This window comes from Sulfurimonas sp. (genome assembly GCF_026196735.1).
Classification (GTDB): Bacteria; Campylobacterota; Campylobacteria; order Campylobacterales; family Sulfurimonadaceae; genus Sulfurimonas.
Genome location: NZ_JAPHUF010000012.1, coordinates 237,591 through 263,329 on the forward strand (window position 1 = coordinate 237,591; position 25,739 = coordinate 263,329).

Sequence of the window (25,739 nt, forward strand, 5' to 3'; positions counted from 1 at the left end):
TAAAAAAATTAATATAAAAAAAAGAAATATGTCTATTAATAATACATCTATATGTTAAAATCATAAAAATATATTATAAAAGGTAAAAGCTATGTTTAACAAAAGAAATTTTGCTTCTGCAGTACTGTTTAGTGCTCTTACATGTGTATTGGTTCCTGGGCAGTTGATGGCTGATGAAAATGGTTTAAGAATTATCAGTATTTTAGACAAAGAAAATATAAGTGAAGGTGCTATAGAAACAGTTGAGAGTTTGATAAGAGACGGAGCTGATGTAAACACCGTAGATGAAGATGGATATACTCCTTTGATGTCAGCTGCTGCAGCCGGAAAAAATGAAATCATAAAGTTGCTTTTAAAAAAAGGTGCAAAGATTGACACCCAAAATAATGGCTTCACCCCATTGATGTTTGCAAGTCGTGGTGGACATGCCAAAGCTGCCAAATTGCTCATAGACAGAGGGGCAAAAATAAATCTTAAAAATAAGTATGGAGAAAATGCACTTCATAGTGCAGCTCAAGGAATGCTTGAAGATATAGTAGTTTTGTTGATTAAAAAAGGTGCCGACATTAATGCCAAAGATAGAGATGGTATAACACCGCTTCTTTTGACAACACAAAATTGGCTTCCAGATGCATCACTGCAACTTATAAAAAAAGGTGCTGATGTTAACGCAAAAGATATCAACGGCAACACACCATTGCTGTATGCAGCTAAGAGTTCTTTTTCTGATGTTGCAATTAGTTTAATCGATAAAGGTGCTGATGTAAATGTAAAAGATGAGCAAGGCAATACACCTCTGTTTTTTGCAATGGAATTTGATTTGCCAAAACTTTTTGAAAAATTAATAAACAAAGGTGCAGATACCAATGTCTTTACCTCTCATCATGACACAGCTATATTTTATGCGGCACAAAAGGGTTTAACAAAAACTATTGAGACATTGCTTAAAAAAGGCTATGGCATAAATGATGAAAATAAATATGCAAAAACTACACTGATTGTTGCACTTCAAAATTCTAAACCTGATACAGCTAAATATTTGATAACTAAAGGTGCTGATGTTAATGCAATAGATAAGGATAAAGGAACGCCTTTATTATATTCAACGCGTCTTGGTCTTTCAGAGGTATCAATTATGTTAATCAATAAAGGTGCTGATATAAATGTAAGAGACAAATATAAAGAGACACCGCTTATTAATGCTGCTGAAAAAGGAATGACTTCTGTTGTGAAACTTTTAATTAAGAAGGGTGCTGATGTTAATGAAAAAGATAGAGATGGCGAAACAGCACTGGATTATGCAACAAAAAACAAACATAATGAAGTCATAAAAATATTAAAATCTGCTACAAAATAAAACTTTTTACCTCTACTTATTTCCCGCTCTTCTTGGAGTTGTGGAAATGATTAATACAATATAAACATCATTTTAGATAGAATACCAATAATTTTAGTGTAATAATTATTGGAGAAATATATGGACGCAGCCAAATATATTTGGATGAATGGAGAATTTGTAGCTTGGGAGGATGCTAAGGTACATGTTCTTTCACACACACTTCACTATGGAAATGGTGTAATTGAAGGTACAAAAGCTTACAAGACGCAAAAGGGTTATGCGATTTTTCGTTTAAATGAGCATACAGCAAGACTTAAAGAGTCTGCAAAGATGACTCTAATCGATATTCCTTATACAATCGAGGAGATGAATCAAGCACAGATTGATTTATTGAAAAAGAACGAGTTTACTGGTGATAATGTTTATATAAGACCATTCGCATTTTTAGGCTACGGCGTAATGGGTGTTTACCATAAAGATGCTCCGGTTGAGACTGTTATGTCTGCTTGGGAATGGGGTGCTTACCTTGGTGAAGAGGGTATGAGAAAAGGTATAAAGCTCAAAATTGCATCTATGACTAGACCTGCTAACACTTCAAATATGGGTAAAGCAAAAGCGACAGCAAACTATTTAAACTCTCAAATGGCTAAGTATGAAGCAATAGATTGCGGATATGACGAGGCACTTCTTTTAGATGACCAAGGTTATGTAGCAGAAGCTTCTGGAGCTAGTTTTTTTATGGTAGTTGATAAAAAATTAATATCTCCGCCAAGTGATAATGCATTAGTATCAATTACTCAAAAGACAGTTATTGAAATAGCTCAGAACATGGGCATAGAAGTTGAGCGCCGCCGTATTACAAGAGAAGAGTTATATATAGCAGATGAAGCATTTTTAACAGGAACAGCGGCTGAGATAACACCTGTTCGTATTATAGATGCAAGAGAGATAGGGTCTGGTTCTCGCGGAGAGATTACAGAGAAAATTCAAAGTACTTACTTTGATATAGTTTTTGGTCGTAACAAAGAGTACGAGCATTACTTAACATATATCGATTAGGAAATAAAAATGAAAGAAGAGAATATAATAATGGCATCAGATATGAATGATTACTTTAACAAAAAAAAGAGCGAAGGCGGTGGTTTTAAAAAACCATCTGGGGGTGGTACCGGTGGCGGAGGCGGTGGACCTCAGATGCCTAAAATATACTTTAACATGAGTGGAAAATCAGGGATTGTTTATTTTTTAATAGCAGTTGTGATTTTACTTGTTTTAGCAAAACCATTTACGATTATCCAAGAGGGTGAGCGCGGTATTTTGAGCACAAACGGTAAGTATCAAGACCAAGCACTTCTTCCGGGACTTCATTTCATTGTTCCTGTTATTCAAAAGGTTTATATAGTTGATACAAAAGTTCGTATTATAAACTATGCAACTCGTATAGAGGCAAGCGGCAGAGAATCTGGTATTAATGTGAAACCTGCTATTACAGTTCTAGACAAACGCGGTCTTCCGGTTACAATTGAGCTTACTGTTCAGTATAGACTTAACTCTCAGTTTGCTGCACAGACTATATCTAACTGGGGATTTAGCTGGGAAGATAAAATCATCAATCCTGTTGTGAGAGATGTTGTTCGTAATGTTGTTGGTAAGTATGATGCAGAGTCACTTCCACAAATGAGAAACCAGATAGCACAAGAGATAGACAAAAGTGTGAGAGAGAGCGTAACAGGTCTTAAAAATTCGCCTGCAGATCTTCAATCAGTTCAACTTCGTGAGATTGGTCTGCCTCAAAAAGTAAAAGAGCAAATCGAGCGTGTTCAGGTTGCTAAACAAGAAGTTCAAAAAGCTGAACAAGATGTACAGCGTGCAAAACAAGAAGCTCTTAAACGCGCTGCAGAAGCTGAAGGTATAGCTCAAAAGAAAAGAATTGAAGCACAGGGTATTGCTGACTCTGTAACTATTCAAGCAGATGCAAAAGCAAAAGCAAATATTCTTATCTCTAAATCACTGACTACTCAACTTCTTCAGTTAGAGCAGATTCAGGTTCAGGGTCAATTTAATGATGCACTTCGTGAAAACAAAGATGCAAAAATATTCTTAACTCCTGGTGGTTCAACTCCAAATATCTGGGTTGATATGAAAAATGGTCATCAGATGAAAACTTCTACAGGCCAGTAAGCAAAAATATGCAAGCTGCAATAGAAAGAATAGACTGGCAAAAGATTAATCTTTTGCCGGTTATTGTTCAAGATATAAACAATAACGAAGTTCTAATGATGGCTTATATGGATAAGCAAGCTTTAGAACTTTCACTTAGTACAAAAATAGCACACTACTTTTCTCGTTCAAAACAACGCATCTGGAAAAAAGGCGAAAGCAGCGGGCATATTCAAAAAATTCACTCTTTTAATATTGACTGTGACAACGATACTCTTCTTATAAAAGTAACTCAAGAGGGCGTTGCATGTCATACAGGTCGTCGCTCTTGCTTTTTTACTGAACTAGAATCTGGTGAAGCAAACTCAGATGTTGAAGTTAGTTCTGAAGCTCTTTATGGAGTGATAGACACACTTTACCACACTATACAAGAGCGAAAGAATGCAGATCCTGAATCGTCATGGACAGCAAAGCTTTTAAGCAAAGGTGATAATACAATTTTGAAAAAAATTGTAGAAGAAGCCGGAGAATTTTCTTTTGCATATAAAGATAATGATGAAGGCGAGATGGTATATGAAGCAGCTGACTTGACATATCACATGTTAGTTGCATTAGCGGCAAAAAATATATCTCCCGATAGAATAAAACAAGAGTTAGCTCGTAGATTTAACATGAGTGGAATAGCAGAGAAAAATTCAAGAGATGATTAAAAGATGACAGAAAAAATAACAACTTTTCTAAATGGTTTAATCATTTATGATTACATACTATTTGGAACTGTTTTTACAATTTTTCTTTTATTAATTATTCTTGGAATTGTTCAAAGACATAAGATAGTATTAGCATTATCTCTTATACTCTTATCATTTATTGTTCTGAGTGTAGGTTCAATAGTTGGTTATATTCAAATGCATAACTATCTGTTTAAAAATACATCTTCTATAACAAGTCAAAAAAAATTGACATATTCTCAAGCAGTCGTTGTTCACGGAGTGGTAAAAAATACATCAAAATTTGATTTTCAAAGTTGTAAGATAACCGTTAGCGCCCATAAAGTTAGTGAAAATTCATTGAAAAACTATTTGTTTCAATTTAAGCCATTGAAGAAAATGTCGATTCTAGAGTATGATATTTTAAAAGCTCAAGAGCGAGAGTTTAAGCTTATTCTTGAGCCGTTTACATATACCAAAGAGTACAATATCTCGGTAGGAGCAAGCTGTAAATGAGTACATTATTTAATATTTGGCACTATATTAGTCTAAGCGTTATATTATCTATTTTTATACTTTTTTTGCTAATTGCATTGAGAGAAGATAATCGTAAATTAGTAGTACAAATAATAATATCTGCATTTCTTGTTTGTGTGGTTATAGCTGGGTTTGCTATAGCGGCAGTTGATAAGTATACAAAAAAAGCAGGTCTCTATAAATTAGAAAATAAAAGAATTCTAAGTATAGAGAAAATAGCATACAGCGGGGTTGTGAAGAATGAAGGCAACTATGAGATAGGTGAGGTTACTTTTGAGATAAAGCTGGTAAACAAGGGACATGCTACAGGCAATGTAAGAGCAGGTTCATTTTTTAAACCAAGCGGCTTTTTTGATTTCTTTTCGGGTGGTTCAAACAGATCTGATAAACCGCAACAGATAACAAAAGAGTTTGTTGTAGCGAAAAACCTAAAGCCCGGAGAGGCAAAAGCATTTAAAGTATATTTTGACTATCCGCCGTATTTTAAAAGTGTTTCACACTTTGCAAAGATTTATGCACATTAACCATTTATTAGTCCGCAAAAGAAACAAGTTCCTTTCACTTCGCTTTGGGCGCTGAGCCCACTGAAGCTAAAGTTTGTGTACAAACTTAGATTAATATTTAAGTCCTAACGGCTTTAGTGCTTTGTTGATTTTTTTGATTTGAGAATTTTTATCTCTGCACCAGTCTGGAGAGAGTAGGGAATTGTCATTTATGCCTGCTGTAACTCTCTGAACAGATACATTTTCAGGCTTCATTTGAATTGACTTTACTAAGACATCGAGATAGTCATCTTCGGATATAGGAGTGAACTTTCCTTTGATAAAATCATTGGCCAAGGCTGTTTTTTTGACAACATATAGTGGGTGATATTTTACAGAGTCTATACCCCAAGAGTAAGCTTGTTTAGAGGTCTCTAGCATCATCTCTTTCGTCTCGTCCGGTAAACCGAAGATAAGATGTCCACATACATGTAAACCTTTAGCTTTGGACTTTAAAATCCACTCTTTAACATTTTGACTATCGTGTCCTCTGTTTATTTTTTCTAAAGTTTCATCATAAACCGACTGAATTCCAAACTCTATCCAAATCTCTTTATTTTCATTGAGTTTAGCTAAGTAATCAAGAGTTTCGTCGGTAATACTGTCTGAGCGAGTACCTATGCTAAGCCCAACAACATTAGGAAACGATAATGCTTTATCATAAAGAGCTTTTAGTGTTTCAAAAGGAGCATAAGTATTTGTAAAAGATTGAAAATATACTAAGAATTTTTCGGCACCGTATTGGCTAGTTTGTCTTTTGCTAATAGCGTTAAATTGTTGCTCTAATTGCTCTAGTTGTTTTTGTAAGTTTGGATTTGATTTTGATTCTAAGTTGAGATAAAAACCTTTTAACTCTTGAACCTCTCCCGTACTTGCAGAAAAAGAGTCGTTTTCACAAAAAGTACAGCCGCCTTTAGCAACTGTTCCATCAATATTTGGACATGTGAAACCAGATATGTTAATGCCAACTTTGTAGACTTTGCAACCAAACTTGTTTTTTAAGTAATTGCCAAAGGTATAAATTTGCTGCACTTCTAATTCTCTTTTCTTAGGATGTGAAATCCTAAAAAATTCCTCTCACTAAAGCTTTGCCTATCGGCAAGAATAAAATATATTAGTTTCATTAAACGATGTATTTACCGGTAAAACAAGCAGTACAATAATTTTCTTCTTCAGCATTTACGCTTCTAAGCAGTGCAGCTTCATTAAGATAAGCTAGAGAATCAGCTTCTATATATTCACATATCTCATCTTCGCTCATATTGGCGGCGATAAGCTTGTCTTTGTTTGGTGTGTCAACACCATAATAGCAAGGGTCAGTTGTAGGCGGGCTTGATACTCTCATATGCACTTCGCTGGCACCGGCTTCTTTTAGCATTTTTACTATTCTTTTTGAAGTTGTACCACGAACTATCGAATCATCGATTACAATAACTCTTTTTCCATTGATGATGTCAGTCATGGGTGAAAGTTTCATCTTAACTTTAAGATCTCTCATCTCTTGAGTCGGTTCAATAAAAGTACGGCCTATATAATGGTTTCTCATTATTCCCATCTCGTAAGGAATGCCACTCTCTTGAGCGTATCCAATTGCAGATGGAACACCACCATCGGGAACCGGTATAACTACATCAGCTTCAACAGGTTTTATGCGAGCAAGCTCTTTTCCCATATTTTTTCTAGTTTGGTAAACGCTCTGACCAAAAACTTTTGAATCAGGTCTTGCAAAATAAACATACTCAAATATACAATGTTTTGGAGTAGGTTCAAAAACTTTTATACTTTTTATTGCTTTACCCTCTTCAAATACCAGAAGCTCACCAGGTTCAACATCCCTTATAAACTCGGCACCGACAAGGTCAAATGCACAAGTCTCGGATGCTACTATAAATCCGCCATTTGGTAGTTTGCCAAGGCTTAGAGGACGAAATCCGTGACGATCACGCATTGCAAACATCTTGGTTCTGCTTAAAAATACAAGAGAAAAAGCACCTTCTATTCTTTCAACTGCATCTATTATTCTGTCAAGTAATTTTTTCTTTTCGCTTGTTGCTATAAGATGGATGAGATTTTCTGTATCCATAAAGGTTTGAAAAATCGCACCTTTGGCTATTAAACCATTTCTAACTTCTTCTGCATTTGTTAAGTTTCCATTATGGACTATCGCCATTTCACCTAAATCGTATCTTGCAAATACCGGCTGTGCATCTAAAATAGAGTCATTTCCGGCAGTCGAATAACGAGTATGTCCAATAGCACTATTTCCGCTCAGTGTTTTTAGTTTAGCTTCATCAAAAACGCGCATAACCAAACCACGCTTTTTAATAGTATGAAGTTTTTCTCCGTCAGAAGAGCTTATACCGGCTGCTTCTTGACCACGATGCTGAAGAGCATGTAGCGAAAAGTAAGCTAATTTAGAAGCTTCTCTGTGACCATAAATTCCAACTACTGCACATTTTTCGTTAACATCTTCTAGCACATTTTTCTCCTCGAAAACAGTTCATAAAATAATTATGGAAGTATACTAAAACCAAAGTAAAATAGAGTTGATATTACAATTCCAAACAATCACTAATTGAATAAAGTCCGGCTTTTTTGTCTGCCAACCACGAAGCAGCTCTGATTGCGCCTTTAGAAAAAGTATTTCTGCTTGTTGCAGTATGATTAAGCTCTATAAACTCACCATCATTGTAAAAACCTACAGTATGACGACCGACAATATCCCCGCCACGAAGCGCCATTACAGATATTTCATCTTCTGTTCTCTCACCTATATTTCCGTCTCTGCCACTTACACGAACTTTGTTTAAATCTAAACCACGACCGGCAGCAGCTGATTCACCTAAAGTAAGAGCAGTTCCACTAGGTGCATCTTTTTTGTGTTTATGATGCATTTCAACAATCTCTATATCAAAACCATCTAAAGCTGCAGAAGCTTGATGTACAAGTTTATTTAGAAGTGCTACTCCTAAAGACATATTTGTAGCGTATAATACAGGCATATTTTCGCTAGCTTGTTTTAGAAGATTTAACTGATGAGGGCTAAGACCGGTTGTTCCTACCACCAAAGGTTTTGGTGTTGTTAGGCATGCTTCAAGAAGAGCCTCACAAGCCTCTGGAAGTGAAAAGTCAATAACGATATCACATCCATTTAAAAATGATTTTATATCTGTTGAAACTAAAACAGATGGATCAATAGAGAAGTCTAGTGAAGTTCTTACAAATACTGAACTAAGACTAATGTCATCAGTTGCCTTTAAATCATCAATTATCAGTTTCCCAACTCTACCATTTGCCCCAAAAACACCTACTCTTACCATCTGAATTACCTTTTATATTACTTTAAAAAGCCAATTATAACTAATTTAACTTTTCATCAACATATGAGATAGCTTGAAGTGCAGCAACGGCACCGTCACCAGCCGCACTTACAACTTGTTTTGGGGCTGCTATACGCATGTCACCGGTTGCAAAAAGTCCATCAACAGAAGTTCTCATACTTATATCAACAATAACTTCACCCGCTTTATTCATATCGCATAAAAAACTGCCGTCTTCTTGGATAAGTGTTTGATTATTTACATCATTTCCAACAAATGTGAAAACACCCGGAACTGTAATATCCCTAGTTTCACCGTCATTGTTTTTAACACGAAGACCTGTAACACCCATAGCATCACCATAAACTTCATCAGGAGAAGAGTTTAAAACAAGCTCTATATTTTCAGTTCTTTTTATTCTAGCAACAGTATTTGGAGCTGCACGGAAAGTGTCGCGACGATGAACAAGATAAACTTTTGAGCATATTTTAGCAAGATAAAGAGCTTCTTCTAATGCAGTGTCACCACCGCCAATAACTGCGACTTCTTTGCCTTTATAGAAAAATCCGTCACATGTAGCACAAGTACTTACACCTTTTCCAAAAAACTCATCTTCTCCACTAAATCCGACTCTGCGAGGAGACGAACCTGTACCAATAATTACACTATGTGCTTGTACAGTTGTTCCATCTTCTTTATGTATAGTAAAAATATCATTACTTTTAGTAACACGAACAATATTTACCATCTCATGTTTGAGACCAAATTTTTGACACTGCTCAGGCCATGGCATCATTAGATCCATACCTGTGATTTCTCCGGTAACACCAGGGTAGTTTTCTATCTCAGAAGAATTCATAATCTGCCCGCCTGGCATACCTTTTTCAAACATAGTTACATTTTCTAAACCACCGCGAGTTGTATATAATCCAGCAGTAAGTCCAGCAGGTCCACCACCAATAATCGCACAATCTAATATCATTTATTTTCCTCTTAATTTGTATTTACAATGACTCTATTTGTTTTGATAACTCTTTTAAATTATCTAATTTTCGTATCATTATATTTATTAGTCCCATAAAGGAACAAGTCCCTTTATTCCGCTTGGACCGCTGTGGTCACTAAAGCTAAGCTCTTGAGAGCTAGAATTATAATAAGTCAATATTTTTAGATAGTTCTTTTAAATTATCTAATTTTCGTATCATACTATCTTGTTTATAAAGAGACTCTTTTGTTTTCTTTATAAAAAAAATAGATGGGGATTCATAGATGTTAAACCTCTGTATGAAGCTAAGCGATGTCTTTGTTCCAGCCCTTAAAAAGGTCGTATTTTCAGTGTTTGGATGGACTTCATTATAGTAGTCAATAGCAAGTATTGGTATATTTAAGTTTAAGTTTTTAAGAAGAGAAACAGTGCCTTTAGTTCTTGAGCTATAAAATACTACTATGTACTTTTCTTCTTTTGGTGTGAATACATCACTTTTTTCATAAAAAGTCCACTCTTTAAAGTCAATAAATTTATATTCTGAAAATTTGTAGTTGAAGTAAGCAAAGGCGACAGCAATCATAGCTGCGCCAAAGAATGAAGCAAGTAGTGTAGATATAGAAAAGAGGCTTTTGCCTCTTTTAGACACTTTTTAACTCTTTAAATAATTACGCTAAAAGAGCGTCTATTTTTTCTGCTAGAGCAGCTTTAGATTGTGCTCCAACAACTTGGTCTACCATCTCGCCATTTTTGAAAAACATGATAGTAGGGATAGAACGAATACCAAATTTAACAGCGATTTCTTGCTCTTCATCAGTATTAACTTTACAGATTTTAGCTTTACCATCAAAGTCTTCAGCCAACTCTTCGATTACAGGAGCGATCATACGACAAGGTCCACACCATGGAGCCCAGAAGTCTACTAAAGATACGCCTTCGCTTAGTGTTGCTTCAAAATCTGAACCAGTTAATTCTATGTATTTACTCATTATTATTTCCTCATTTAAGTTTAATACGGACATTATACAAGCCTAAGTCTTTGAAAATCCTTTATGACATTTTTATAAATAATTCTTAAAATAAAAAAAGACAAGCCTTATAAATAGCTAGTTAAAAACTTATAAATTCTCTTTTTCTTTTACGATATAAAGCACATTCAGAGTAGCCAATACTTTTTGCAATTGCTAAGACTTCATCACTAAATAGCCCAACTTGTTCAGGCTTATGCGCATCCGAAGCAAAAGTTATAGGAATATCAAGTTTTTTTGCTTCTACTAAAAGTGATGTTGAAGGGTATATCTCACCTATGGGTTTTCTGAGACCGGCAACATTTATCTCTATTGTCATATCAGCTTCTTTAATTGCTAAAAGAGCATTTTTTGCAATATCGTTTATATCTCTATTTGGCATATATTTAAAAACTTTTATAAGGTCTAAATGACCGACAATGTCAAACAATCTACTCTGTGCCATTTCCTCTATTGCGTTGAAATACTTTTGCCAGATTTCATCTATATCTTGATGCTCATAGTTGCCTATAAACTCAGGATTGTCAAACCCCCACTCATCTATAAAATGCACAGAGCCTATGAGGTAATCAACATTTGCATTTAAGACTCTATCGTCCATATACCCTTTTAGATAGTCAACTTCATAGCCAAGTAGTACTTCTATCTTGTCTTTATATTTCTCTTTCGCGCTTAATACATCTTTTTCATATTTATACATGTCATCAAAACTCATACGGTATTTTGTATCAAAATCCATGGGTGCATGATCAGAAAAGCCAAAATATTTTATATTACACTCTATTGCTTTTTCAATATACTCATTAATATCACCATCTGCATGATTACAAAGTGAAGTGTGATTGTGTAAATCTACCAACATTTATGGACCTCTTAAAATTCTTTATAGATATTTATGATATTATAGTGTTAAAAATTAAATTTAGCTAGGGATTTACGATGACTCAAGAAGAATTAGATGCTTTGATGGATGGAGATGTTGAAGAGTTGGATTCATTGTCAGATGATGAGATAGATTCTTCATCGGATGAAGATTTAAATGAGAATGCTGAAGTAAAAGAATCACCAAAAGAAAATGACACATCTCACCACTTGCCTCTTCCTGCTACAGATGAGCATAAAATGGTACATCAGCTTGATGATGTTACAAAAGAGAGTGAAGAGAAAGCTAGTGAGATTTTTGACATTATTGAAGGTATCAGTACGGATTTGCTGGAAAAAGAAAAGAATGCAAATAATGTAATTGAAGTATTAAACAGCAATATTGAACTTTTTACAACTTTAAGTGAAAAATTCCCTGATGTTGAAGCTTTTAAGATTCAATTAGAGAAGAACAACTCTGCACTAAATGAGACTACAGAAGCTTTAGAGATGCTTCAAACAAGCGGCGATTCTATAATGAATGTTATGGATATTATGCAGTATCAAGATATTCACCGTCAAAAAATAGAGCGTGTTATAAATGTAATGCGAGCACTTTCAAACTATATGAATAGTCTGTTTGAAGGCAAAATCGATGATAGTAAAAGAGCTTCATCTGCTCAACATATAGTTGGTGATACACATGATGACATAGCGTCAGTTGATGATATAGAGGCACTTTTAGCACAATTCGGACAGAAATGAAAAAAGTAGAACTACTCTCTCCCGCAGGAACACTCGAAAAATTAAAAATCGCTTTTGACTTTGGAGCTGACGCTGTTTATGGCGGTGTTAGCCACTTTTCTCTTCGCATACGCTCAGGTAAAGAGTTTAGTATGGAGGAGTTTGCTGAGGGTATAGAGTACGCTCATGCACGCGGTAAAAAAGTTTATGTAACAATAAACGGATTTCCATTTAATTCACAGCTTAATCTACTAAAAAAACATATATTGGCGATGGCAGAGTTAAAGCCTGATGCCTTTATTGTGGCAACTCCGGGAGTTTTAAAACTTGCTCATGAGTTAGCACCTGATATGCCTCTGCATCTCTCAACTCAAGCTAATGTCATGAATGTTTTAGATGCTAAAGTCTACTATGATATGGGCGCTACTCGTATAATCACAGCTAGAGAAATCTCTCTTAAAGATTTAATGGAGATTAAAAAAGAGCTTCCTGACTTAGAACTCGAAGTCTTTGTTCACGGTTCTATGTGCTTTGCATATAGCGGAAGATGTCTTATATCTACGCTTCAGAGCGGTCGTGTTCCAAACCGTGGAAGTTGCGCGAATGACTGTCGCTTTCCTTATGAGATGTATGCGGCAAATCCTGAAACGGGAACGCTCTTTAGACTTGAAGAGGACGAAGGTGTCGGCACTTATATAATGAACTCTAAAGATTTAAACCTTGCTTCACATGTCAAAGAGATATTAGACAGCGGTGTTGTCGATTCTGTTAAGATAGAAGGTCGTACAAAAACAGCTTATTATACAGCGGTAACTGCAAAAGCTTATAGAATGGCGATAGATGATTACTACGAAGACAAGGTAGATGTAGATAGATATCAGTATGAACTGCAATCTCTTCAAAACCGTGGATACACGGATGCATATTTAGTATCGCGTCCATTTGAAAAACATGATACTCAAAGTTTAGACTTTACTATGCAGCTTGGAACACATCAGGTAAGCGGAGTTGTAAACGAAGAGGGCAGCCACTTTTTATGTAAATATAAAACATTGCCGGGTGATGAACTTGAAATTGTTGCTCCGCTTAATTCACATGTAGAAATAATAGATAATGAAATCGGCAGTACATATGAAAGAGATGGAAGAGTTTATATGAAATTTAAGCAACTTCTAGCAGAGAATAAAAAAGTTTGGGATGAGGTCCATAGCGGAAATCTAAATCCTATAACTCTTCCAACAAAATTTCCTGCATACACATTTTTTAGAATTCCGGCAAATGAAGAAATGGGAGTAAACACAAAATAATGTTATCGCAAGAAAGTTTAAGCAGTATTTATATCGAAGCTACAGCTTTTGTTTTAGTAGTCCTAGTGATGTCAATCATATCTTATAAAATCTCTTCAAGGCATGCAAGAGAGTATGCACTTAAAAATCAAAAGAACATAAATGCTAAAAAAGAAACCGCTAAAGAAAAGACAAAATCAAAAGAAACTAGACTTAGCGAGTTGCAGCAAATGCTCGACAATAATATGATAACTGATGATGAATTTAAAGTTATGAAAAAGCGTTTGTATAATACAGAGGAATAATAACTATTTGATATGTTATAATTCTAAACAAAAATAATAGGAAAATAAATGAAATTCGTATCAATCGTAATGGGTTCAAAAAGTGACTATGAGGTAATGAGATCGTGTTCAGACACATTTGAGGCATTTGGAGTTAATTATGAGTTAATTATCTCTTCAGCTCACCGTTCACCTGAGAGAACTGCACAGTATATTCAAGATGCTGAGAAAAAAGGTGCTCAGGTATTTATTGCAGCTGCCGGTATGGCTGCACACTTAGCCGGTGTTTTATCTTCTAAAACTGTTAAGCCGATTATCGGTGTACCAATGAGTGCGTCAGCTCTTTCTGGGATAGATGCGCTTCTTTCTACTGTTCAGATGCCAGCAGGGATGCCGGTTGCTACCGTTGCAATAGGAAAAGCAGGAGCAATAAACTCTGCTTATTTAGCTATGCAGATATTGGCACTAAACAATGAAGAGTTAGCTGTTAAGTTAAAAGAAGACCGTATTGCAAAAGCTAAAAAAGTTGAGATGGACTCTATGGAGATTGAAACTATTATTTCATAATAGTTTCTACTAAAAAGGCATACTGCATGAAGTGGATGAGTGATGAAGAGTATATGGAACTTACAGGGCTAGAACTTTCAGCTATTGATGATTTGGCTGATAGAGGAAAGCTTACCTTGAAAGTTGAAGATGGTGTTAGGTATATAGACCCATCAAAAGGCTCTCAAGATGTAGTTCCAACTCAACTTAAAGAACTCTCTGCTCATAATACTAAAGAGATGTTAGTACAGCCTCAGTTTGTTGAAAAAACCATAGGTACTATCATAAATCTGCATGAAAAAGTTCTTGATGCAAAAGATGAAACTCTTACAGCAGTAAGAGCAGAAAATGAGTTTTTAAGAGAAGCTCTAAGCTCTTTGCAAGAACTTTATGATGAAGATAGAAAAACAATACACACACTACAAGAGCAACTTAAGCTTTCACAACAAGAAGTTGAATTTATGAGAAGAAAATATAAACTTATGTGGAATAAAGCTATAGACGAACACACAGACAAGTAAGCAATGACAATTGATGAAGCTTGTGTTGGCTGTATAATAAACCAAAGTGTTAAAGTTGCAGATGCAATCCACGCCTCAGAAGCACTTTCAAATGAACTTGTATCTACAGTAACTAAGATGAGTAAAGATTTCTCGTTCGATGATACTCCTCCTGAAATAGCATCTTATGTTTATGAGAAAATGGCCCAAATTGCTAATAAAACTGACCTTTATGATGAGGTTAAAGTTGCCTCAACAAAAAAAGCACTCTCTTTTGTTCCGCTGCTAAAAGAGAAACTCTTAACTTCGGATAATAAACTTTTAACAGCAACAAAAATAGCAGTAGCAGGAAATGTTATAGATTTGGCTGCGGCAGTAGAGTTTGATTTGAAAGAAGAATTAGAGAAGATATTTCATACACATTTTGCTTACAATGATTTTGACATGTTAAAAGAAAAACTAACAACTGCAAAATCTGTTTTAGTCATTGGAGATAATGTAGGCGAGCATATATTTGACTACATGTTTATAGAAACACTCAAAGAACTTTATCCACATGTCAAGTATTCTTACATGGTTAGAGGTAATCCAATAATAAACGATGTTACAATTGTCGAGGCAAAAGAGGCTGGATTTGATAAGCTTTGTGAGCTTGTTGACAGCGGAGTAAACACTCCCGGATTTACATACAATCGAGCTAACTCTTTCTCAAAAGAGCTTTTTGACAGCGTGGATTTGGTTATAAGCAAAGGGATGGGAAATTATGAATGTCTTAGTCCATCTCATAGAAAAAATATCTGCTTTTTACTCAAAGTAAAGTGCGATGTTGTAGCCGCTTCACTTCAAAAACAAGTTGGTGATATAGTCTGTAAAATGGCGTAATAATCTAATTTTTAACTCAGCTTGCTATAATTGCATAAAATATAATTATATAGGTGCTTAAATGATTACTTTTAGTGAGATGTTACTAAAACTACAAGAATTTTGGATGAAGCAGGGTTGTAATATTGTTCAGCCTTACGATATCCCGGCAGGAGCCGGAACCTTTCATCCTGCTACATTTCTTCGCTCGTTAGATTCAACTCCATGGGCAACAGCTTATGTTGCACCATCTCGCCGTCCGACTGACGGAAGATATGGAGAAAACCCAAATAGACTAGGCTCATACTACCAATTTCAAGCACTTATAAAACCATCACCGGATAATATTCAAGAGCTTTACTTAAAATCTTTGGAGTACTTAGGGCTTGATGTAAGTAAACATGATATCCGCTTCGTAGAAGATAACTGGGAATCTCCAACACTTGGTGCCTGGGGTCTTGGCTGGGAAGTTTGGTTAAACGGCATGGAAGTTACTCAGTTTACTTACTTTCAGCAAGTCGGAGGCATCGAGTGTAATCCTGTAGCTGTTGAGATTACTTACGGAACTGAGAGACTTGCTATGTATCTTCAGGGTGTAGATAATGTTTTTGATATCGTTTGGAACGAAAACGAGCATGGAAAAACTTACTATAGTGATGTTCATAAAGAGAGCGAAATAGAGTTTTCAAAATACAACTTTGAAGTAGCAGATACTGACATGTTGTTTGCAGATTTTAACGCAAAAAGCAAAGAGTGCCAAAGAGCTTTAGAAGCGGGACTTCCTTTACCTGCTTATGATTTGTGTATGATGGCATCTAGCACATTCAATGTACTTGATGCAAGAAAAGCAATTAGTCAAACTGAGAGACAAAACTACATCCTAAAAATTCGCGAACTCTCAAAAGGGTGTGCTGAACTTTATAAAGAACAAGAGCCGGAGAGACTTAAAAGGGTTAAGGGGTAAAATATTGCATAATGCAATATTTTTAAGTTATTAAAAAATATTTTATTAGACTTTCAATGATATAAAATAATAGGAGCTAAAATGACCGTAGCTATCAATCAAACTAATTTTACAAAATATCAACCGTTTGTAAAATGGGTTGGCGGTAAAAGAGGTCTGCTCTCTCAGATTATTCCGCTTATTCCAAAAGAATTTAATAACTATTTTGAGCCTTTTGTCGGCGGCGGTGCACTCTTTTTTGAACTTTACTCACTTGGACTTTTAAAAGATAAAAATGTTTATCTATTTGATATTAATACAGAGCTTATTAATACTTATAATGTTGTAAAAAATAATCCTACAGAACTTATAAAAAATCTTAAAGAGTTTAAAGCAAAACATTCTAAAGAGTTCTATTATGATGTAAGAGCTTGGGATAGAGAAGAAGGCTTTTCAAAAAGAGGCGATACTTTAAGAGCAACAAGGTTTATCTATCTCAACAAAACTTGCTTTAACGGACTTTATAGAGTTAATAGCAAAGGTTATTACAATGTACCGATAGGAAGTTATAAAAACCCAAATATTTGTGATGAACTTGTAATCTATAACGCTAGTGAAGCTCTGCAAAAAGCCACCATTTTAAATGCTTCATACAAAGATGTAATTCTACATGTCAAAAAAAATGATTTCGTTTATTTTGATCCTCCATACTATCCACTAACGCCTACATCTAGCTTTACATCATATAGTGAGTTTAATTTTTTAGATAAAGAGCAGATTGAACTTTTTGAAGTTTTTAAAAAGTTAAATAAAAAAGATGTTTTTGTAGTACACTCAAACTCTGATACAGAGTTTATAAAAAATCTATATGGTGAATTTCATATTGAAGAGATACAAGCGAATAGGTTTATCAATAGTAAAAGCAGTGGACGTGGAAAGATAAGTGAAATTTTAGTAAGGAGCTGTTTATGATAAAAAATGGGATAGGCGGAACTAATACAAAGACCGGAATACTATTTGAAAAAAAAATTGAATTAGCAACTCGTTTAAATAAATTAAATGGGTATAAATGTGTTGAAGTTAAATATAAAAATATAATGAGTAAAAGCTATAAAATCTATTTTGAAAAAGAATTGGTTGCACAAACATTTCAAAAACATGCATTGTATGCTTTTTTAGAAGAGCGAAAAATTGATTGGAAAAAAATATTATCAAAAAAACTTTTACCTGATGACACAATATATGTCATTAAAGATAATACAATTTATATTTTAGAAATGAAATTTCAAGAAGTTGATGGTTCAGTTGATGAAAAACTGCAAACATGTGATTTTAAAAAGAAACAATATAAAAAACTTTTTTCTCAACTTAATTATGAAGTTGAGTATATTTATATATTATCAAATTACTATAAAGCAGTAAAATATAAAGATGTTTTAGATTATATAGTTTCTGTAAATTGTTCTTATTATTTTGAATATTTGCCATTACATAAAATAGGACTACCGGTACCTAATGAAAAATAAAAACTTTGAAAACTTAAAAAATACACTCCAAGACTCTATTTTCACATGGGATTATTTTACAGACTTTGAAAAAGTAAAAAAGAATGTCAAAAAGATAGAAAAAGAGTTAAATCTTCTTAACTATCTCATTGGAAAAGAGAACCTTGAAAAGGAGTTTTTAACTTTAGTTGAAGAGTATCCAAAAGTCAGAAGAATACTTCCGATACTGATTGCTATTAGAGATGATAAACTATCATGTACTCCAGTTATAACCGATATAGAAACCTTAGTGCCTGAAAATAAAAAATATATTTTCTATGATCCAATTGATGAAAATATAAAAAAAGAGTTACTCCTATTTTTTAAAGAGAGTGGACTTAGAGATATTTTTGAAAGCAAAGCTATTAAAAATTTAGTTGATTACTGCTTTGGTGTTGAAGTTGGTTTTGACACAAATGCGAGAAAAAATAGAACTGGCGATATTATGGAAAAGCTTGTATCTAAGTTTTTGGAAGAGTTTTGTGAAGAAAATAGTAATTTTAAGTTTATAGAGCAAGCAACACAAAAAAGAATAAAAGAAGTTTTTAATTACGATATAAAAATTGATAAAAATAGTAGAAGGTTTGATTTTGCTTTGTTGGATGAGATAAAAAATAAGCTTTTTTTGATTGAGGTAAACTACTATAGCGGTGGTGGTTCTAAGCTAAAAGCTACGGCAGGAGAATATCAATATTTAAATGATTTTGTTAAATCTCAAAATATTAATTTCATCTGGATAACAGATGGCAAAGGTTGGCTTACATCGCTTAAACCTTTAGAGGAAACTTTTATTCATAATGATTATGTAATAAATTTAGAGATGCTAAAAAATGACATATTGAAAGAAATATGCAATAAATAAGATAATTATGACAAATTGACATATTTTTAAACCTTATTGACTTAAAACGCTATCATCTATACAATTAATTGTAAGGATGTAGCTATGAAAATAACTAATTTTAAATCACTTTATATACTTGATGTTGATGTTTTAGAAGATGATAAGCAAGATAATTTAATTATGTGTGGTTCACAAAATTGGGAACACTATTTTTCAGTAGATTTCAAAGAAGCAAATGTTGAAACTTTTTCAAATGTGAATATTATAGAGTTTCAAAATAACAATGACTTTGAAACTTTCGTAAAATTAAATCAAATTATTGATTACTCATTTGAGCATGATAATCTAATGGTATTAGTTTATGGCAAAGATTAAAAAACTTCATCCTGAAGAGTTTGAACAAGAGTGCACGACAGTTTGGAGTTTTAGGCGTCGTGGAAATTGGGCAACGCATAATTCAAAATACAGAGGAAATTGGGCTCCAGAAGTAGTTAGAAATTCACTTTTGAGATACTCTAAAGAAAAAGATTGTGTGCTTGACCCGATGATTGGTGGTGGAACTACTGCAATAGAATGTAAGCTTTTAAATCGCCATCTTTTGGCATTAGATATAAATCCAGATGCTGTTGAACTCACAAAAACAGCATTAAATTTTGAGTGCGAATATAACCCTAAAATTAGAGTTGAACTTAACGATGCAAGAGATTTGTCAATACTAAAGGATGAAAGTATTGATTTTATTTTAAACCATCCACCCTATGCAGATATTATAAAATACAGCGAAAAACAAATTGAGCAAGATCTCTCAAATATTCATGACTTAGAAAAATTTTGTGATGAGATGGAAAAAGTGGCATATGAACTTTACAGAGTTTTAAAAAAAGATAAATATTGTGCTATTTTGATGGGAGATACAAGAAGAAATAAAATGTATCAACCATTAGCATTTATGGTCATGCAAAGATTTTTAAAAGTCGGTTTTGAACTAAAAGAAGATATTGTCAAACATCAACATAACTGTAAAGCTACCGGTTTTTGGGTAAACAAAAGCAAAGAAGCAAATTTTCTACTTATAATGCATGAACATTTGTTCATATTTAAAAAGATATAAACATATTCCATATTAAAGCAAAAAATTCTTAAAAATAATGTATAATTAGGAATACATTCTTTATTTTGGAGATAAATATGGATTCAGTTCTTTTAGAAGATAATGGGCATTGGGTAAATCAGGATATTTATGATAATTTTGTTTTAAGAGAAATTTTAGATAAGGCTATAACTTATCTCCATACAAAAGAGATTTTGGCTCTTATCGGTGCTAGAAGAGTGGGCAAAAGTACTTTGGCAAAATTGCTGATTAGCGAGCTTTTAAAAAGTATAGAAGCTAAAAATATATTTTTTATAAATTTGGAAAAACCAGAGTTTATACCTTATAAAGATGATGCTTCATACCTTGGAGTTATTTTTGACGCGTATTTAAAGCTAGCAAATCCAAACTTACAAAAAAAAGTTTATTTTTTTATAGATGAAGTGCAAATTTTTCAAAATTGGGAAGTTTTTATAAAATCAAAATATGAAAATAGTAATATAAAATTTATTATAACTGGTTCAAATTCATCACTTTTAACATCAAACTACGCAACTGTTTTAACAGGCAGAGTATTAAAGCTTCAAGTGCACAGCTTTAATTTTAGAGAATTTTTAAAATTTAAAAACATAGATTTTTCTACAAAAATTCAAAGAGCAACAAATAAAATTGAGATAGGTAGAGCAATGGATGAGTATCTTAAATGGGGTGGATACTACTCTGTTATATCAAATGACGATGAAATGTTAAAAAAAGATTATCTAAAAAATGTGGCTGAAGATATTATACTAAAAGATATAGTTCCAAGATACAATATAAAAAGTAGCCAAAGTATAAGAGATTTGTTTTATTATCTTGTTTCAAATGCTTCAGCTACACTAAATTATAGCTCATTGGCTAAAAAACTTAATGTTGATCCAAAAACGATAAAAGAGTATATTGGTTATTTTGAAGACAATTTTTTGATACACACAATCTCAATGTATCACGATAAACTGACATCACAAATCAAATCGGCAAAAAAACTATATGTTAGTGATAATGGTTTTTTAAATTTGGGAGTAAATAGAACAAAAAATTTAGGTATAGCACTTGAGAATTTAGTATTTAACGAGTTATATAAAAAAGATGAAGAAATAACATATCTCAAAGATAATCAAGAGGTAGATTTTTACATGCAAGAGAGCTTGTATCAGGTGTCTTATGATATTAGTGATGAAAAAACAAGAAAAAGAGAATTAAATGCTTTTGGATATTTTAAAAAAGAAAACGATAAGTGTATCTTGATAACTTATGGTGCAAATGAGCGTATTGACGATGTGGAAGTATTGAGTATAGAAAAATTTTTGCTTAAAGGTAAAGATGACTGATGGAATAGGGAGTTAAAGCATAAATATCTTCCTTAAAATCAATTATGATGGTAACATAAAAAGATGTCTTTAATGTGACAACGATTTTTTCAATTTGGAATTGGTTACCTTTTAAAGTGTTATAATGTAACATTTTATTTTAGGAGTAAGTTGTGAATATAGAAAAAATAATCAACCCGCTTAACTTGATATATTACGAGTATGATAAGAAAACTAAGACGCTTTTTTATGACACAAACTACTCAAATAGATTTATAGAGCTAGAATTTTTTAAAATCACTTACCATTTATCCAAGCAAAGAATTAAATTTAAAGTCCTAAAAGATAAATCTATAGAGTTTACAAAACAAAAATTTTCTTTAAGAGATAAGTTCGAAAAACTTCTAAAATATATAGATAATAAAAAACAAAATATCTACTTGTTAAATGATGCAAAAGTGAAGTTTGCAAAAAATATACCTCTTTTTGAGATAAAATATATAAAACAAAATATAAACTTTTCTGATTATGATGCCCTTGTTTTTAGCTCAAAAAATGGTGTTTTGGCTACAGAAAATATAGGTAAAGAGTGGAGAAAAGTGCCATCATATGCAATTTCAGAACAGACTGCAAAACTTATCAAAGATTTTGGCGGTCACTTAAAATATGCAGGTAAACAAAGACATGGCGATGAGTTTGCTTATGAGCTGTTAGACGAGTTAAAAGGCAAGAGAGTTTTGTATCTTAGAGCTAAAGAAGTAGTCTCTAATATGCTAGGTATTTTAAAGGACAATGGCATTAACTGTGATGATGCAGTTGTTTATGAAAATCATTTTAAAGCTCAAGCAGAGAAAAAAGCTTTACCAAAAAATTCTAAGATAATTTTTTCATCTCCATCAACAGTAAGGTACTTTTTTAAACTTTATACATGGGATGAGTCGTATAAAGCTATTTCCATAGGAAATACGACAGCAAAATACTTTCCAGAGGGTATAAAACCTATCATTGCAGAAAAAACATCTCTACAAGCTTGTGTTAATAAAGCTTTGGAGCTTGAGTAGTTGAGCGAAACTCTCATCGGTCAAATAGACAGAATTCTCTTTGAAGATGAGGCTTTTTTTATCGCAGTTTTAAAAACCGGCGAGAAAGTAAGCGGCTCTTACCATGAGAGCGAGATTAAAAATTTAAAAGGTTCCGCTATAACTCTTAACGGGTACTGGGAGGAGCATAAAAAATACGGCAAGACTTTCAAATTTGACTCCATTAAAGTAAATCAAAATCAACTTTTTTTCTTTTTAAACAAAATCGTAAAAGGTTTTACCAAAAAACTATCAGCTGAGCTAATCGAGCACTTTGGCAGTGAAAAACTCATAGATATTTTAGATAACGATATAGAGAGACTTTTAGAGTTTAGCGGTATAAAAGAGAAGCGTCTTAAAAAGATTCAGGCTTCTTGGAAGAAGTTTCGCTCCATGAGAGAACTTGGCGAGTTTTTAAGTCCGTTTGATGTCTCTCAAGCACTACTAACAACAATAGCAGGGGCAATGAAAGATGTTGATGAACCATGCACTAAAATAAAAAACAATCCTTACATACTTACTTCCATAAACTCTATAGGATTTAAAAGAGCAGATGAGTTGGCTCTTAAGATGGGCGTAGAGCCTGAAAATGACAACCGCATAAGCTCTGCTATGGATTATGTGCTTATGAACTACTGTGAACAGCAGGGTAACTCTTGTGTTGCAAAAGATATACTATTTAGAGAACTAAATGAGCTTTTGGGATTTAGTGATAAAGAGTATCTTTATGAAGCTGCTCTTGTAGAAAGGGTGGCTGAGCAGAGTATTGTGCTTATGAAAAATGACAGGGTATCGCCTGCAAGACTTTATGACTCTGAGAAATTTTTATATGATAACTTTAAAGAGCGTGCAAAAAAAGACAGCGGTGGTTTTGTTGGGGATTTGGATGAGTTTTTAAAAGACAAGGAACTTCAACTCGGCGAACAGCAAAAAGAAGCAGTTGCCAAGATAAATGACGGAGCATCGATACTTTTTTTGGTCGGTTATGCCGGAACAGGTAAAAGTACGACCTCTAAGACAATTCTTGATTTGCTAAACACCAGGTATGACAAAAAAGAGATAATGACATGTGCTCTTAGCGGTATAGCATCTCAGCGTATTGCAGATACGACAGGTTATGAGAGTGCGACTATACAATCTCTTTTAGTTAAGTTTGAAGAAAAAGACCACTTTCCTTATTCGGTAGTTTTGGTAGATGAAGCTTCGATGATAAACTCATCTCTATTTGCGCGTTTGGTACGCAAAATATCTAATAAAGCCATACTCATAGTAGTCGGTGATGATGCACAGCTTCCGCCTATCGGTGCAGGAAATATTTTGAGCGATGTTTTGACACTAAATTTGGCGCCTATTGTTAAGCTTACAAAGATTTACAGGCAGAGTGAAGATCAAGCCATAACACTCATAGCAAATGATATACGGCGAGGAGTTGTACCTGAGTATAGAGCAAAGTATGATGATTTTGAGTTTATCGATGTGAGCATACAAAACTACTACGCTATAAAAAATCAACTCTCACAACAAGAACAGCAGGATATGCGAGAAGATAACGCAACACAGATAGTTACTCAAATAGTGCATAAAGTTGTAGAGTCAATTGAAAAAGCAAGGTTGAGACTAAAAAATAAAGAGATAAAAGAGTATCTTAACTATTTTCAAGTCATTACACCAATGAAAGGCGGAACACTAGGCTCAAATAATCTTAATACTGTTTTGCAGGAGTATTTTAACCCGAACCCGAAAAAGTGTGTCAAAAAGGGCGGTAGTGAGTTTAGGCTTATGGATAAGGTAGTTCACACAAAAAATGAAAATATGACATCTTGGAGTGGAGACGGTTTTAAAGTTGGGGAAGAATCTGCAACAAGACGAATTTTTAACGGGATGAGCGGTCTTCTTTTTAGGATAGATGAGGATGAAGAACAAGTGTTCGTTTTTTACCCAAATGAGGATGTTGTGGTAGTTTATGAGTATGAGGAACTGAAATCTCATCTAATGTTGTCGTATGCTTTGACTATTCACAAAGTCCAAGGAATGGAGTATGATATCGTCGTTATACCTATGAGTTTTTCTCACTTTATCATGCATAATACAAAGCTGATTTATACAGCCGTGACAAGAGCTAAGCATAAATGTGTTTTAATAGGTGAGAGTGGAGCATTTGAGAGTGCGTGCAAAAAGTTTGAAATTACAAGAAGAGATACTGTACTTTTAGAGTTATAAAAAAATACTAAGGGCTCTTTTACGAATATAAATCTATAATTGTTCCATATATTATACTAGGAGTTTTACATGTCAATCGGAAACAGACTTAAAGTAGCGATTTGTGGCAAAAGTGGTTTAGTAGGCTCTAAACTCCAAGAGATGTTCAGCTCACAACATAATGAAGTAGTAGGCATAAAAGTACGAGAAAATACAGATATCGAAACTCTAGCCCGCGAGTTGGAAAACTGCGATATATTGATTAACCTTAGCGGTACTACTATCTTGGCTCCATGGAGTGAATCTTATAAAAAAACTCTTTACAGCAGTCGTATTGATACAACAAATAAATTAGTCCAAGCAATGACTTTGTGCAAAGAAAAACCAAAGCTTTTTTTATCGGCTTCTGCCGTTGGCATATATGACTCAAAAAGCATGCATGATGATGAATCAGAGGATTATGCAGATGATTTTTTATCAAATTTGTGTAAAGATTGGGAAGCAGAGGCTAAAAAAGCAGAGGCTCTTGGTGTTAGATGTGTACAGATGAGGTTTGGAGTTATATTTGCCAAAGAGGGTGGCGCAATGCAGAAGATACTTCCTCCTTTTAAAATGTTTGTGGGCGGAAAGCTTGGCAGCGGTGAGCAGATTGTATCATGGATTCATATAGATGACCTGTTAAGAGCTGTAGAGTTTATTGTAAAAACCCCCGGCATTAATGGCTCTGTAAATTTTACGGCTCCATATCCTTTATCGAATTCTGAGCAGACTGAAATACTAGGTAAAGTGTTAAACCGTCCTACATTTTTTGGTGTTCCGTCATTTATGGTCAAACTGATATTTGGAGAAGGAGCTAAGGTTGTGCTAGATTCAAAAAATGTTATTCCGACAAAGTTGATAAAGCACGGTTTTGTTTTTGATTATGAAAATTTCGAGGATGCATTAAAAGATATAGTACAATAGATACAAAGTAGAGTTTATTATTTTA

Annotated in this window: 29 protein-coding genes; 22 read left to right on the plus strand and 7 right to left on the minus strand. The window is 33.8% G+C overall.

Features of this window, described 5'->3' with window-relative positions; translation table 11 throughout:
- Positions 1-91: 91 nt before the first annotated feature.
- From OQK60_RS07435 to OQK60_RS07460, 6 genes are all read left to right on the plus strand, one after another.
- On the plus strand, positions 92-1,357 hold the full coding sequence (locus OQK60_RS07435) for an ankyrin repeat domain-containing protein (protein ID WP_297685619.1): 1,266 nt from the start codon (positions 92-94) through the stop codon (positions 1,355-1,357).
- Between the two features lie 120 nt (positions 1,358-1,477).
- Entirely contained in the window at positions 1,478-2,398 is a 921-nt protein-coding gene (locus OQK60_RS07440; RefSeq protein ID WP_297685620.1) for a branched-chain amino acid transaminase, read from the plus strand.
- A 30-nt stretch (positions 2,399-2,428) separates the two neighbouring features.
- Positions 2,429-3,520: a prohibitin family protein gene (locus OQK60_RS07445; protein WP_297686241.1), complete on the plus strand. Its 1,092-nt coding sequence runs from the start codon at positions 2,429-2,431 to the stop codon at positions 3,518-3,520.
- A gap of 8 nt (positions 3,521-3,528) precedes the next feature.
- Positions 3,529-4,209, plus strand: coding sequence for a bifunctional phosphoribosyl-AMP cyclohydrolase/phosphoribosyl-ATP diphosphatase HisIE (gene hisIE, locus OQK60_RS07450; protein ID WP_297685622.1), 681 nt, complete (start codon positions 3,529-3,531; stop codon positions 4,207-4,209).
- Positions 4,210-4,212: 3 nt separating this feature from the next.
- Positions 4,213-4,725 carry a DUF2393 domain-containing protein gene (locus OQK60_RS07455; protein WP_297685624.1) on the plus strand — a complete coding sequence of 171 codons (513 nt, stop codon included), beginning with the start codon at positions 4,213-4,215 and terminating at the stop codon, positions 4,723-4,725.
- Positions 4,722-5,270, plus strand: coding sequence for a DUF2393 family protein (locus OQK60_RS07460; protein ID WP_297685626.1), 549 nt, complete (start codon positions 4,722-4,724; stop codon positions 5,268-5,270). Before OQK60_RS07455 ends, OQK60_RS07460 begins: the two co-directional genes overlap by 4 nt.
- Positions 5,271-5,360: 90 nt before the next feature.
- On the opposite strand, the gene OQK60_RS07465 is transcribed toward OQK60_RS07460, so the two are convergent.
- The 7 genes from OQK60_RS07465 to OQK60_RS07495 form a co-directional block, all read right to left on the minus strand.
- Positions 5,361-6,320 (minus strand): TIGR01212 family radical SAM protein, encoded by a 960-nt coding sequence (locus OQK60_RS07465; protein ID WP_297685628.1) that lies wholly within the window; start codon positions 6,318-6,320, stop codon positions 5,361-5,363.
- A gap of 91 nt (positions 6,321-6,411) precedes the next feature.
- Positions 6,412-7,767: an amidophosphoribosyltransferase gene (purF, locus tag OQK60_RS07470; protein WP_297685630.1), complete on the minus strand. Its 1,356-nt coding sequence runs from the start codon at positions 7,765-7,767 to the stop codon at positions 6,412-6,414.
- Positions 7,768-7,840: 73 nt separating this feature from the next.
- On the minus strand, positions 7,841-8,608 hold the full coding sequence (dapB, locus tag OQK60_RS07475) for a 4-hydroxy-tetrahydrodipicolinate reductase (protein ID WP_297685632.1): 768 nt from the start codon (positions 8,606-8,608) through the stop codon (positions 7,841-7,843).
- A 40-nt stretch (positions 8,609-8,648) separates the two neighbouring features.
- Complete coding sequence (trxB, locus tag OQK60_RS07480; RefSeq protein ID WP_297686242.1) at positions 8,649-9,587, minus strand: thioredoxin-disulfide reductase; 939 nt, start codon at positions 9,585-9,587, stop codon at positions 8,649-8,651.
- A gap of 169 nt (positions 9,588-9,756) precedes the next feature.
- The gene (locus OQK60_RS07485) at positions 9,757-10,242 is read right to left on the minus strand and encodes a hypothetical protein (protein ID WP_297685634.1); all 486 of its coding nucleotides are present in this window, start codon (positions 10,240-10,242) and stop codon (positions 9,757-9,759) included.
- Between the two features lie 19 nt (positions 10,243-10,261).
- On the minus strand, positions 10,262-10,582 hold the full coding sequence (gene trxA, locus OQK60_RS07490; RefSeq protein ID WP_297685637.1) for a thioredoxin: 321 nt from the start codon (positions 10,580-10,582) through the stop codon (positions 10,262-10,264).
- 121 nt (positions 10,583-10,703) lie between these two features.
- The gene (locus tag OQK60_RS07495) at positions 10,704-11,483 is read right to left on the minus strand and encodes a histidinol-phosphatase (protein WP_297685639.1); all 780 of its coding nucleotides are present in this window, start codon (positions 11,481-11,483) and stop codon (positions 10,704-10,706) included.
- A 77-nt stretch (positions 11,484-11,560) separates the two neighbouring features.
- On the opposite strand from OQK60_RS07495, the gene OQK60_RS07500 reads away from it, so the two are divergent.
- From OQK60_RS07500 to OQK60_RS07575, 16 genes are all read left to right on the plus strand, one after another.
- Entirely contained in the window at positions 11,561-12,247 is a 687-nt protein-coding gene (locus tag OQK60_RS07500; RefSeq protein ID WP_297685641.1) for a chemotaxis protein, read from the plus strand.
- On the plus strand, positions 12,244-13,533 hold the full coding sequence (locus OQK60_RS07505; protein WP_297685643.1) for a peptidase U32 family protein: 1,290 nt from the start codon (positions 12,244-12,246) through the stop codon (positions 13,531-13,533). Before OQK60_RS07500 ends, OQK60_RS07505 begins: the two co-directional genes overlap by 4 nt.
- On the plus strand, positions 13,533-13,817 hold the full coding sequence (locus OQK60_RS07510) for a hypothetical protein (RefSeq protein ID WP_297685645.1): 285 nt from the start codon (positions 13,533-13,535) through the stop codon (positions 13,815-13,817). The genes OQK60_RS07505 and OQK60_RS07510 overlap by 1 nt, the downstream gene beginning before the upstream one ends.
- A 48-nt stretch (positions 13,818-13,865) precedes the next feature.
- Complete coding sequence (gene purE / locus OQK60_RS07515; RefSeq protein ID WP_297685647.1) at positions 13,866-14,363, plus strand: 5-(carboxyamino)imidazole ribonucleotide mutase; 498 nt, start codon at positions 13,866-13,868, stop codon at positions 14,361-14,363.
- Between the two features lie 26 nt (positions 14,364-14,389).
- Positions 14,390-14,863 (plus strand): DUF3972 domain-containing protein, encoded by a 474-nt coding sequence (locus OQK60_RS07520; protein ID WP_297685649.1) that lies wholly within the window; start codon positions 14,390-14,392, stop codon positions 14,861-14,863.
- 3 nt (positions 14,864-14,866) lie between these two features.
- Positions 14,867-15,724 carry an ARMT1-like domain-containing protein gene (locus OQK60_RS07525; protein WP_297685651.1) on the plus strand — a complete coding sequence of 286 codons (858 nt, stop codon included), beginning with the start codon at positions 14,867-14,869 and terminating at the stop codon, positions 15,722-15,724.
- Between the two features lie 61 nt (positions 15,725-15,785).
- Positions 15,786-16,667, plus strand: coding sequence for a glycine--tRNA ligase subunit alpha (gene glyQ, locus OQK60_RS07530; protein ID WP_297685653.1), 882 nt, complete (start codon positions 15,786-15,788; stop codon positions 16,665-16,667).
- A gap of 81 nt (positions 16,668-16,748) precedes the next feature.
- Positions 16,749-17,618, plus strand: a complete 870-nt coding sequence (locus OQK60_RS07535) for a DNA adenine methylase (RefSeq protein WP_297685655.1) — start codon at positions 16,749-16,751, stop codon at positions 17,616-17,618.
- Positions 17,615-18,172: a hypothetical protein gene (locus OQK60_RS07540; protein WP_297685656.1), complete on the plus strand. Its 558-nt coding sequence runs from the start codon at positions 17,615-17,617 to the stop codon at positions 18,170-18,172. Before OQK60_RS07535 ends, OQK60_RS07540 begins: the two co-directional genes overlap by 4 nt.
- Positions 18,162-19,052: a type II restriction endonuclease gene (locus OQK60_RS07545; protein ID WP_297685658.1), complete on the plus strand. Its 891-nt coding sequence runs from the start codon at positions 18,162-18,164 to the stop codon at positions 19,050-19,052. The genes OQK60_RS07540 and OQK60_RS07545 overlap by 11 nt, the downstream gene beginning before the upstream one ends.
- An 84-nt stretch (positions 19,053-19,136) precedes the next feature.
- Positions 19,137-19,409 carry a hypothetical protein gene (locus OQK60_RS07550; protein ID WP_297685660.1) on the plus strand — a complete coding sequence of 91 codons (273 nt, stop codon included), beginning with the start codon at positions 19,137-19,139 and terminating at the stop codon, positions 19,407-19,409.
- A complete protein-coding gene (locus OQK60_RS07555; protein WP_297685663.1) occupies positions 19,396-20,145 on the plus strand; it encodes a DNA methyltransferase in 750 nt (249 codons plus the stop codon). Before OQK60_RS07550 ends, OQK60_RS07555 begins: the two co-directional genes overlap by 14 nt.
- Positions 20,146-20,222: 77 nt before the next feature.
- Entirely contained in the window at positions 20,223-21,494 is a 1,272-nt protein-coding gene (locus tag OQK60_RS07560) for an ATP-binding protein (RefSeq protein ID WP_297685665.1), read from the plus strand.
- A 152-nt stretch (positions 21,495-21,646) separates the two neighbouring features.
- Positions 21,647-22,534 (plus strand): uroporphyrinogen-III synthase, encoded by an 888-nt coding sequence (locus OQK60_RS07565; RefSeq protein ID WP_297685667.1) that lies wholly within the window; start codon positions 21,647-21,649, stop codon positions 22,532-22,534.
- Positions 22,535-24,772 carry an AAA family ATPase gene (locus OQK60_RS07570; protein ID WP_297685669.1) on the plus strand — a complete coding sequence of 746 codons (2,238 nt, stop codon included), beginning with the start codon at positions 22,535-22,537 and terminating at the stop codon, positions 24,770-24,772. It abuts the gene before it with no gap.
- A gap of 69 nt (positions 24,773-24,841) precedes the next feature.
- A complete protein-coding gene (locus OQK60_RS07575) occupies positions 24,842-25,714 on the plus strand; it encodes a TIGR01777 family oxidoreductase (protein WP_297685671.1) in 873 nt (290 codons plus the stop codon).
- Positions 25,715-25,739 lie beyond the last annotated feature (25 nt).

Bases quoted from the DNA above. Each gene is read 5' to 3' on its own strand.
- OQK60_RS07435 (WP_297685619.1), top strand. From the start codon at position 92: ATGTTTAACAAAAGAAATTTTGCTTCTGCAGTACTGTTTAGTGCTCTT.
- OQK60_RS07440 (WP_297685620.1), top strand. From the start codon at position 1,478: ATGGACGCAGCCAAATATATTTGGATGAATGGAGAATTTGTAGCTTGG.
- OQK60_RS07445 (WP_297686241.1), top strand. From the start codon at position 2,429: ATGGCATCAGATATGAATGATTACTTTAACAAAAAAAAGAGCGAAGGC.
- hisIE (WP_297685622.1), top strand. From the start codon at position 3,529: ATGCAAGCTGCAATAGAAAGAATAGACTGGCAAAAGATTAATCTTTTG.
- OQK60_RS07455 (WP_297685624.1), top strand. From the start codon at position 4,213: ATGACAGAAAAAATAACAACTTTTCTAAATGGTTTAATCATTTATGAT.
- OQK60_RS07460 (WP_297685626.1), top strand. From the start codon at position 4,722: ATGAGTACATTATTTAATATTTGGCACTATATTAGTCTAAGCGTTATA.
- dapB (WP_297685632.1), bottom strand. From the start codon at position 8,608: ATGGTAAGAGTAGGTGTTTTTGGGGCAAATGGTAGAGTTGGGAAACTG.
- trxA (WP_297685637.1), bottom strand. From the start codon at position 10,582: ATGAGTAAATACATAGAATTAACTGGTTCAGATTTTGAAGCAACACTA.
- OQK60_RS07495 (WP_297685639.1), bottom strand. From the start codon at position 11,483: ATGTTGGTAGATTTACACAATCACACTTCACTTTGTAATCATGCAGAT.
- OQK60_RS07500 (WP_297685641.1), top strand. From the start codon at position 11,561: ATGACTCAAGAAGAATTAGATGCTTTGATGGATGGAGATGTTGAAGAG.
- OQK60_RS07505 (WP_297685643.1), top strand. From the start codon at position 12,244: ATGAAAAAAGTAGAACTACTCTCTCCCGCAGGAACACTCGAAAAATTA.
- OQK60_RS07510 (WP_297685645.1), top strand. From the start codon at position 13,533: ATGTTATCGCAAGAAAGTTTAAGCAGTATTTATATCGAAGCTACAGCT.
- purE (WP_297685647.1), top strand. From the start codon at position 13,866: ATGAAATTCGTATCAATCGTAATGGGTTCAAAAAGTGACTATGAGGTA.
- OQK60_RS07520 (WP_297685649.1), top strand. From the start codon at position 14,390: ATGAAGTGGATGAGTGATGAAGAGTATATGGAACTTACAGGGCTAGAA.
- OQK60_RS07525 (WP_297685651.1), top strand. From the start codon at position 14,867: ATGACAATTGATGAAGCTTGTGTTGGCTGTATAATAAACCAAAGTGTT.
- glyQ (WP_297685653.1), top strand. From the start codon at position 15,786: ATGATTACTTTTAGTGAGATGTTACTAAAACTACAAGAATTTTGGATG.
- OQK60_RS07535 (WP_297685655.1), top strand. From the start codon at position 16,749: ATGACCGTAGCTATCAATCAAACTAATTTTACAAAATATCAACCGTTT.
- OQK60_RS07540 (WP_297685656.1), top strand. From the start codon at position 17,615: ATGATAAAAAATGGGATAGGCGGAACTAATACAAAGACCGGAATACTA.
- OQK60_RS07545 (WP_297685658.1), top strand. From the start codon at position 18,162: ATGAAAAATAAAAACTTTGAAAACTTAAAAAATACACTCCAAGACTCT.
- OQK60_RS07550 (WP_297685660.1), top strand. From the start codon at position 19,137: ATGAAAATAACTAATTTTAAATCACTTTATATACTTGATGTTGATGTT.
- OQK60_RS07555 (WP_297685663.1), top strand. From the start codon at position 19,396: ATGGCAAAGATTAAAAAACTTCATCCTGAAGAGTTTGAACAAGAGTGC.
- OQK60_RS07560 (WP_297685665.1), top strand. From the start codon at position 20,223: ATGGATTCAGTTCTTTTAGAAGATAATGGGCATTGGGTAAATCAGGAT.
- OQK60_RS07575 (WP_297685671.1), top strand. From the start codon at position 24,842: ATGTCAATCGGAAACAGACTTAAAGTAGCGATTTGTGGCAAAAGTGGT.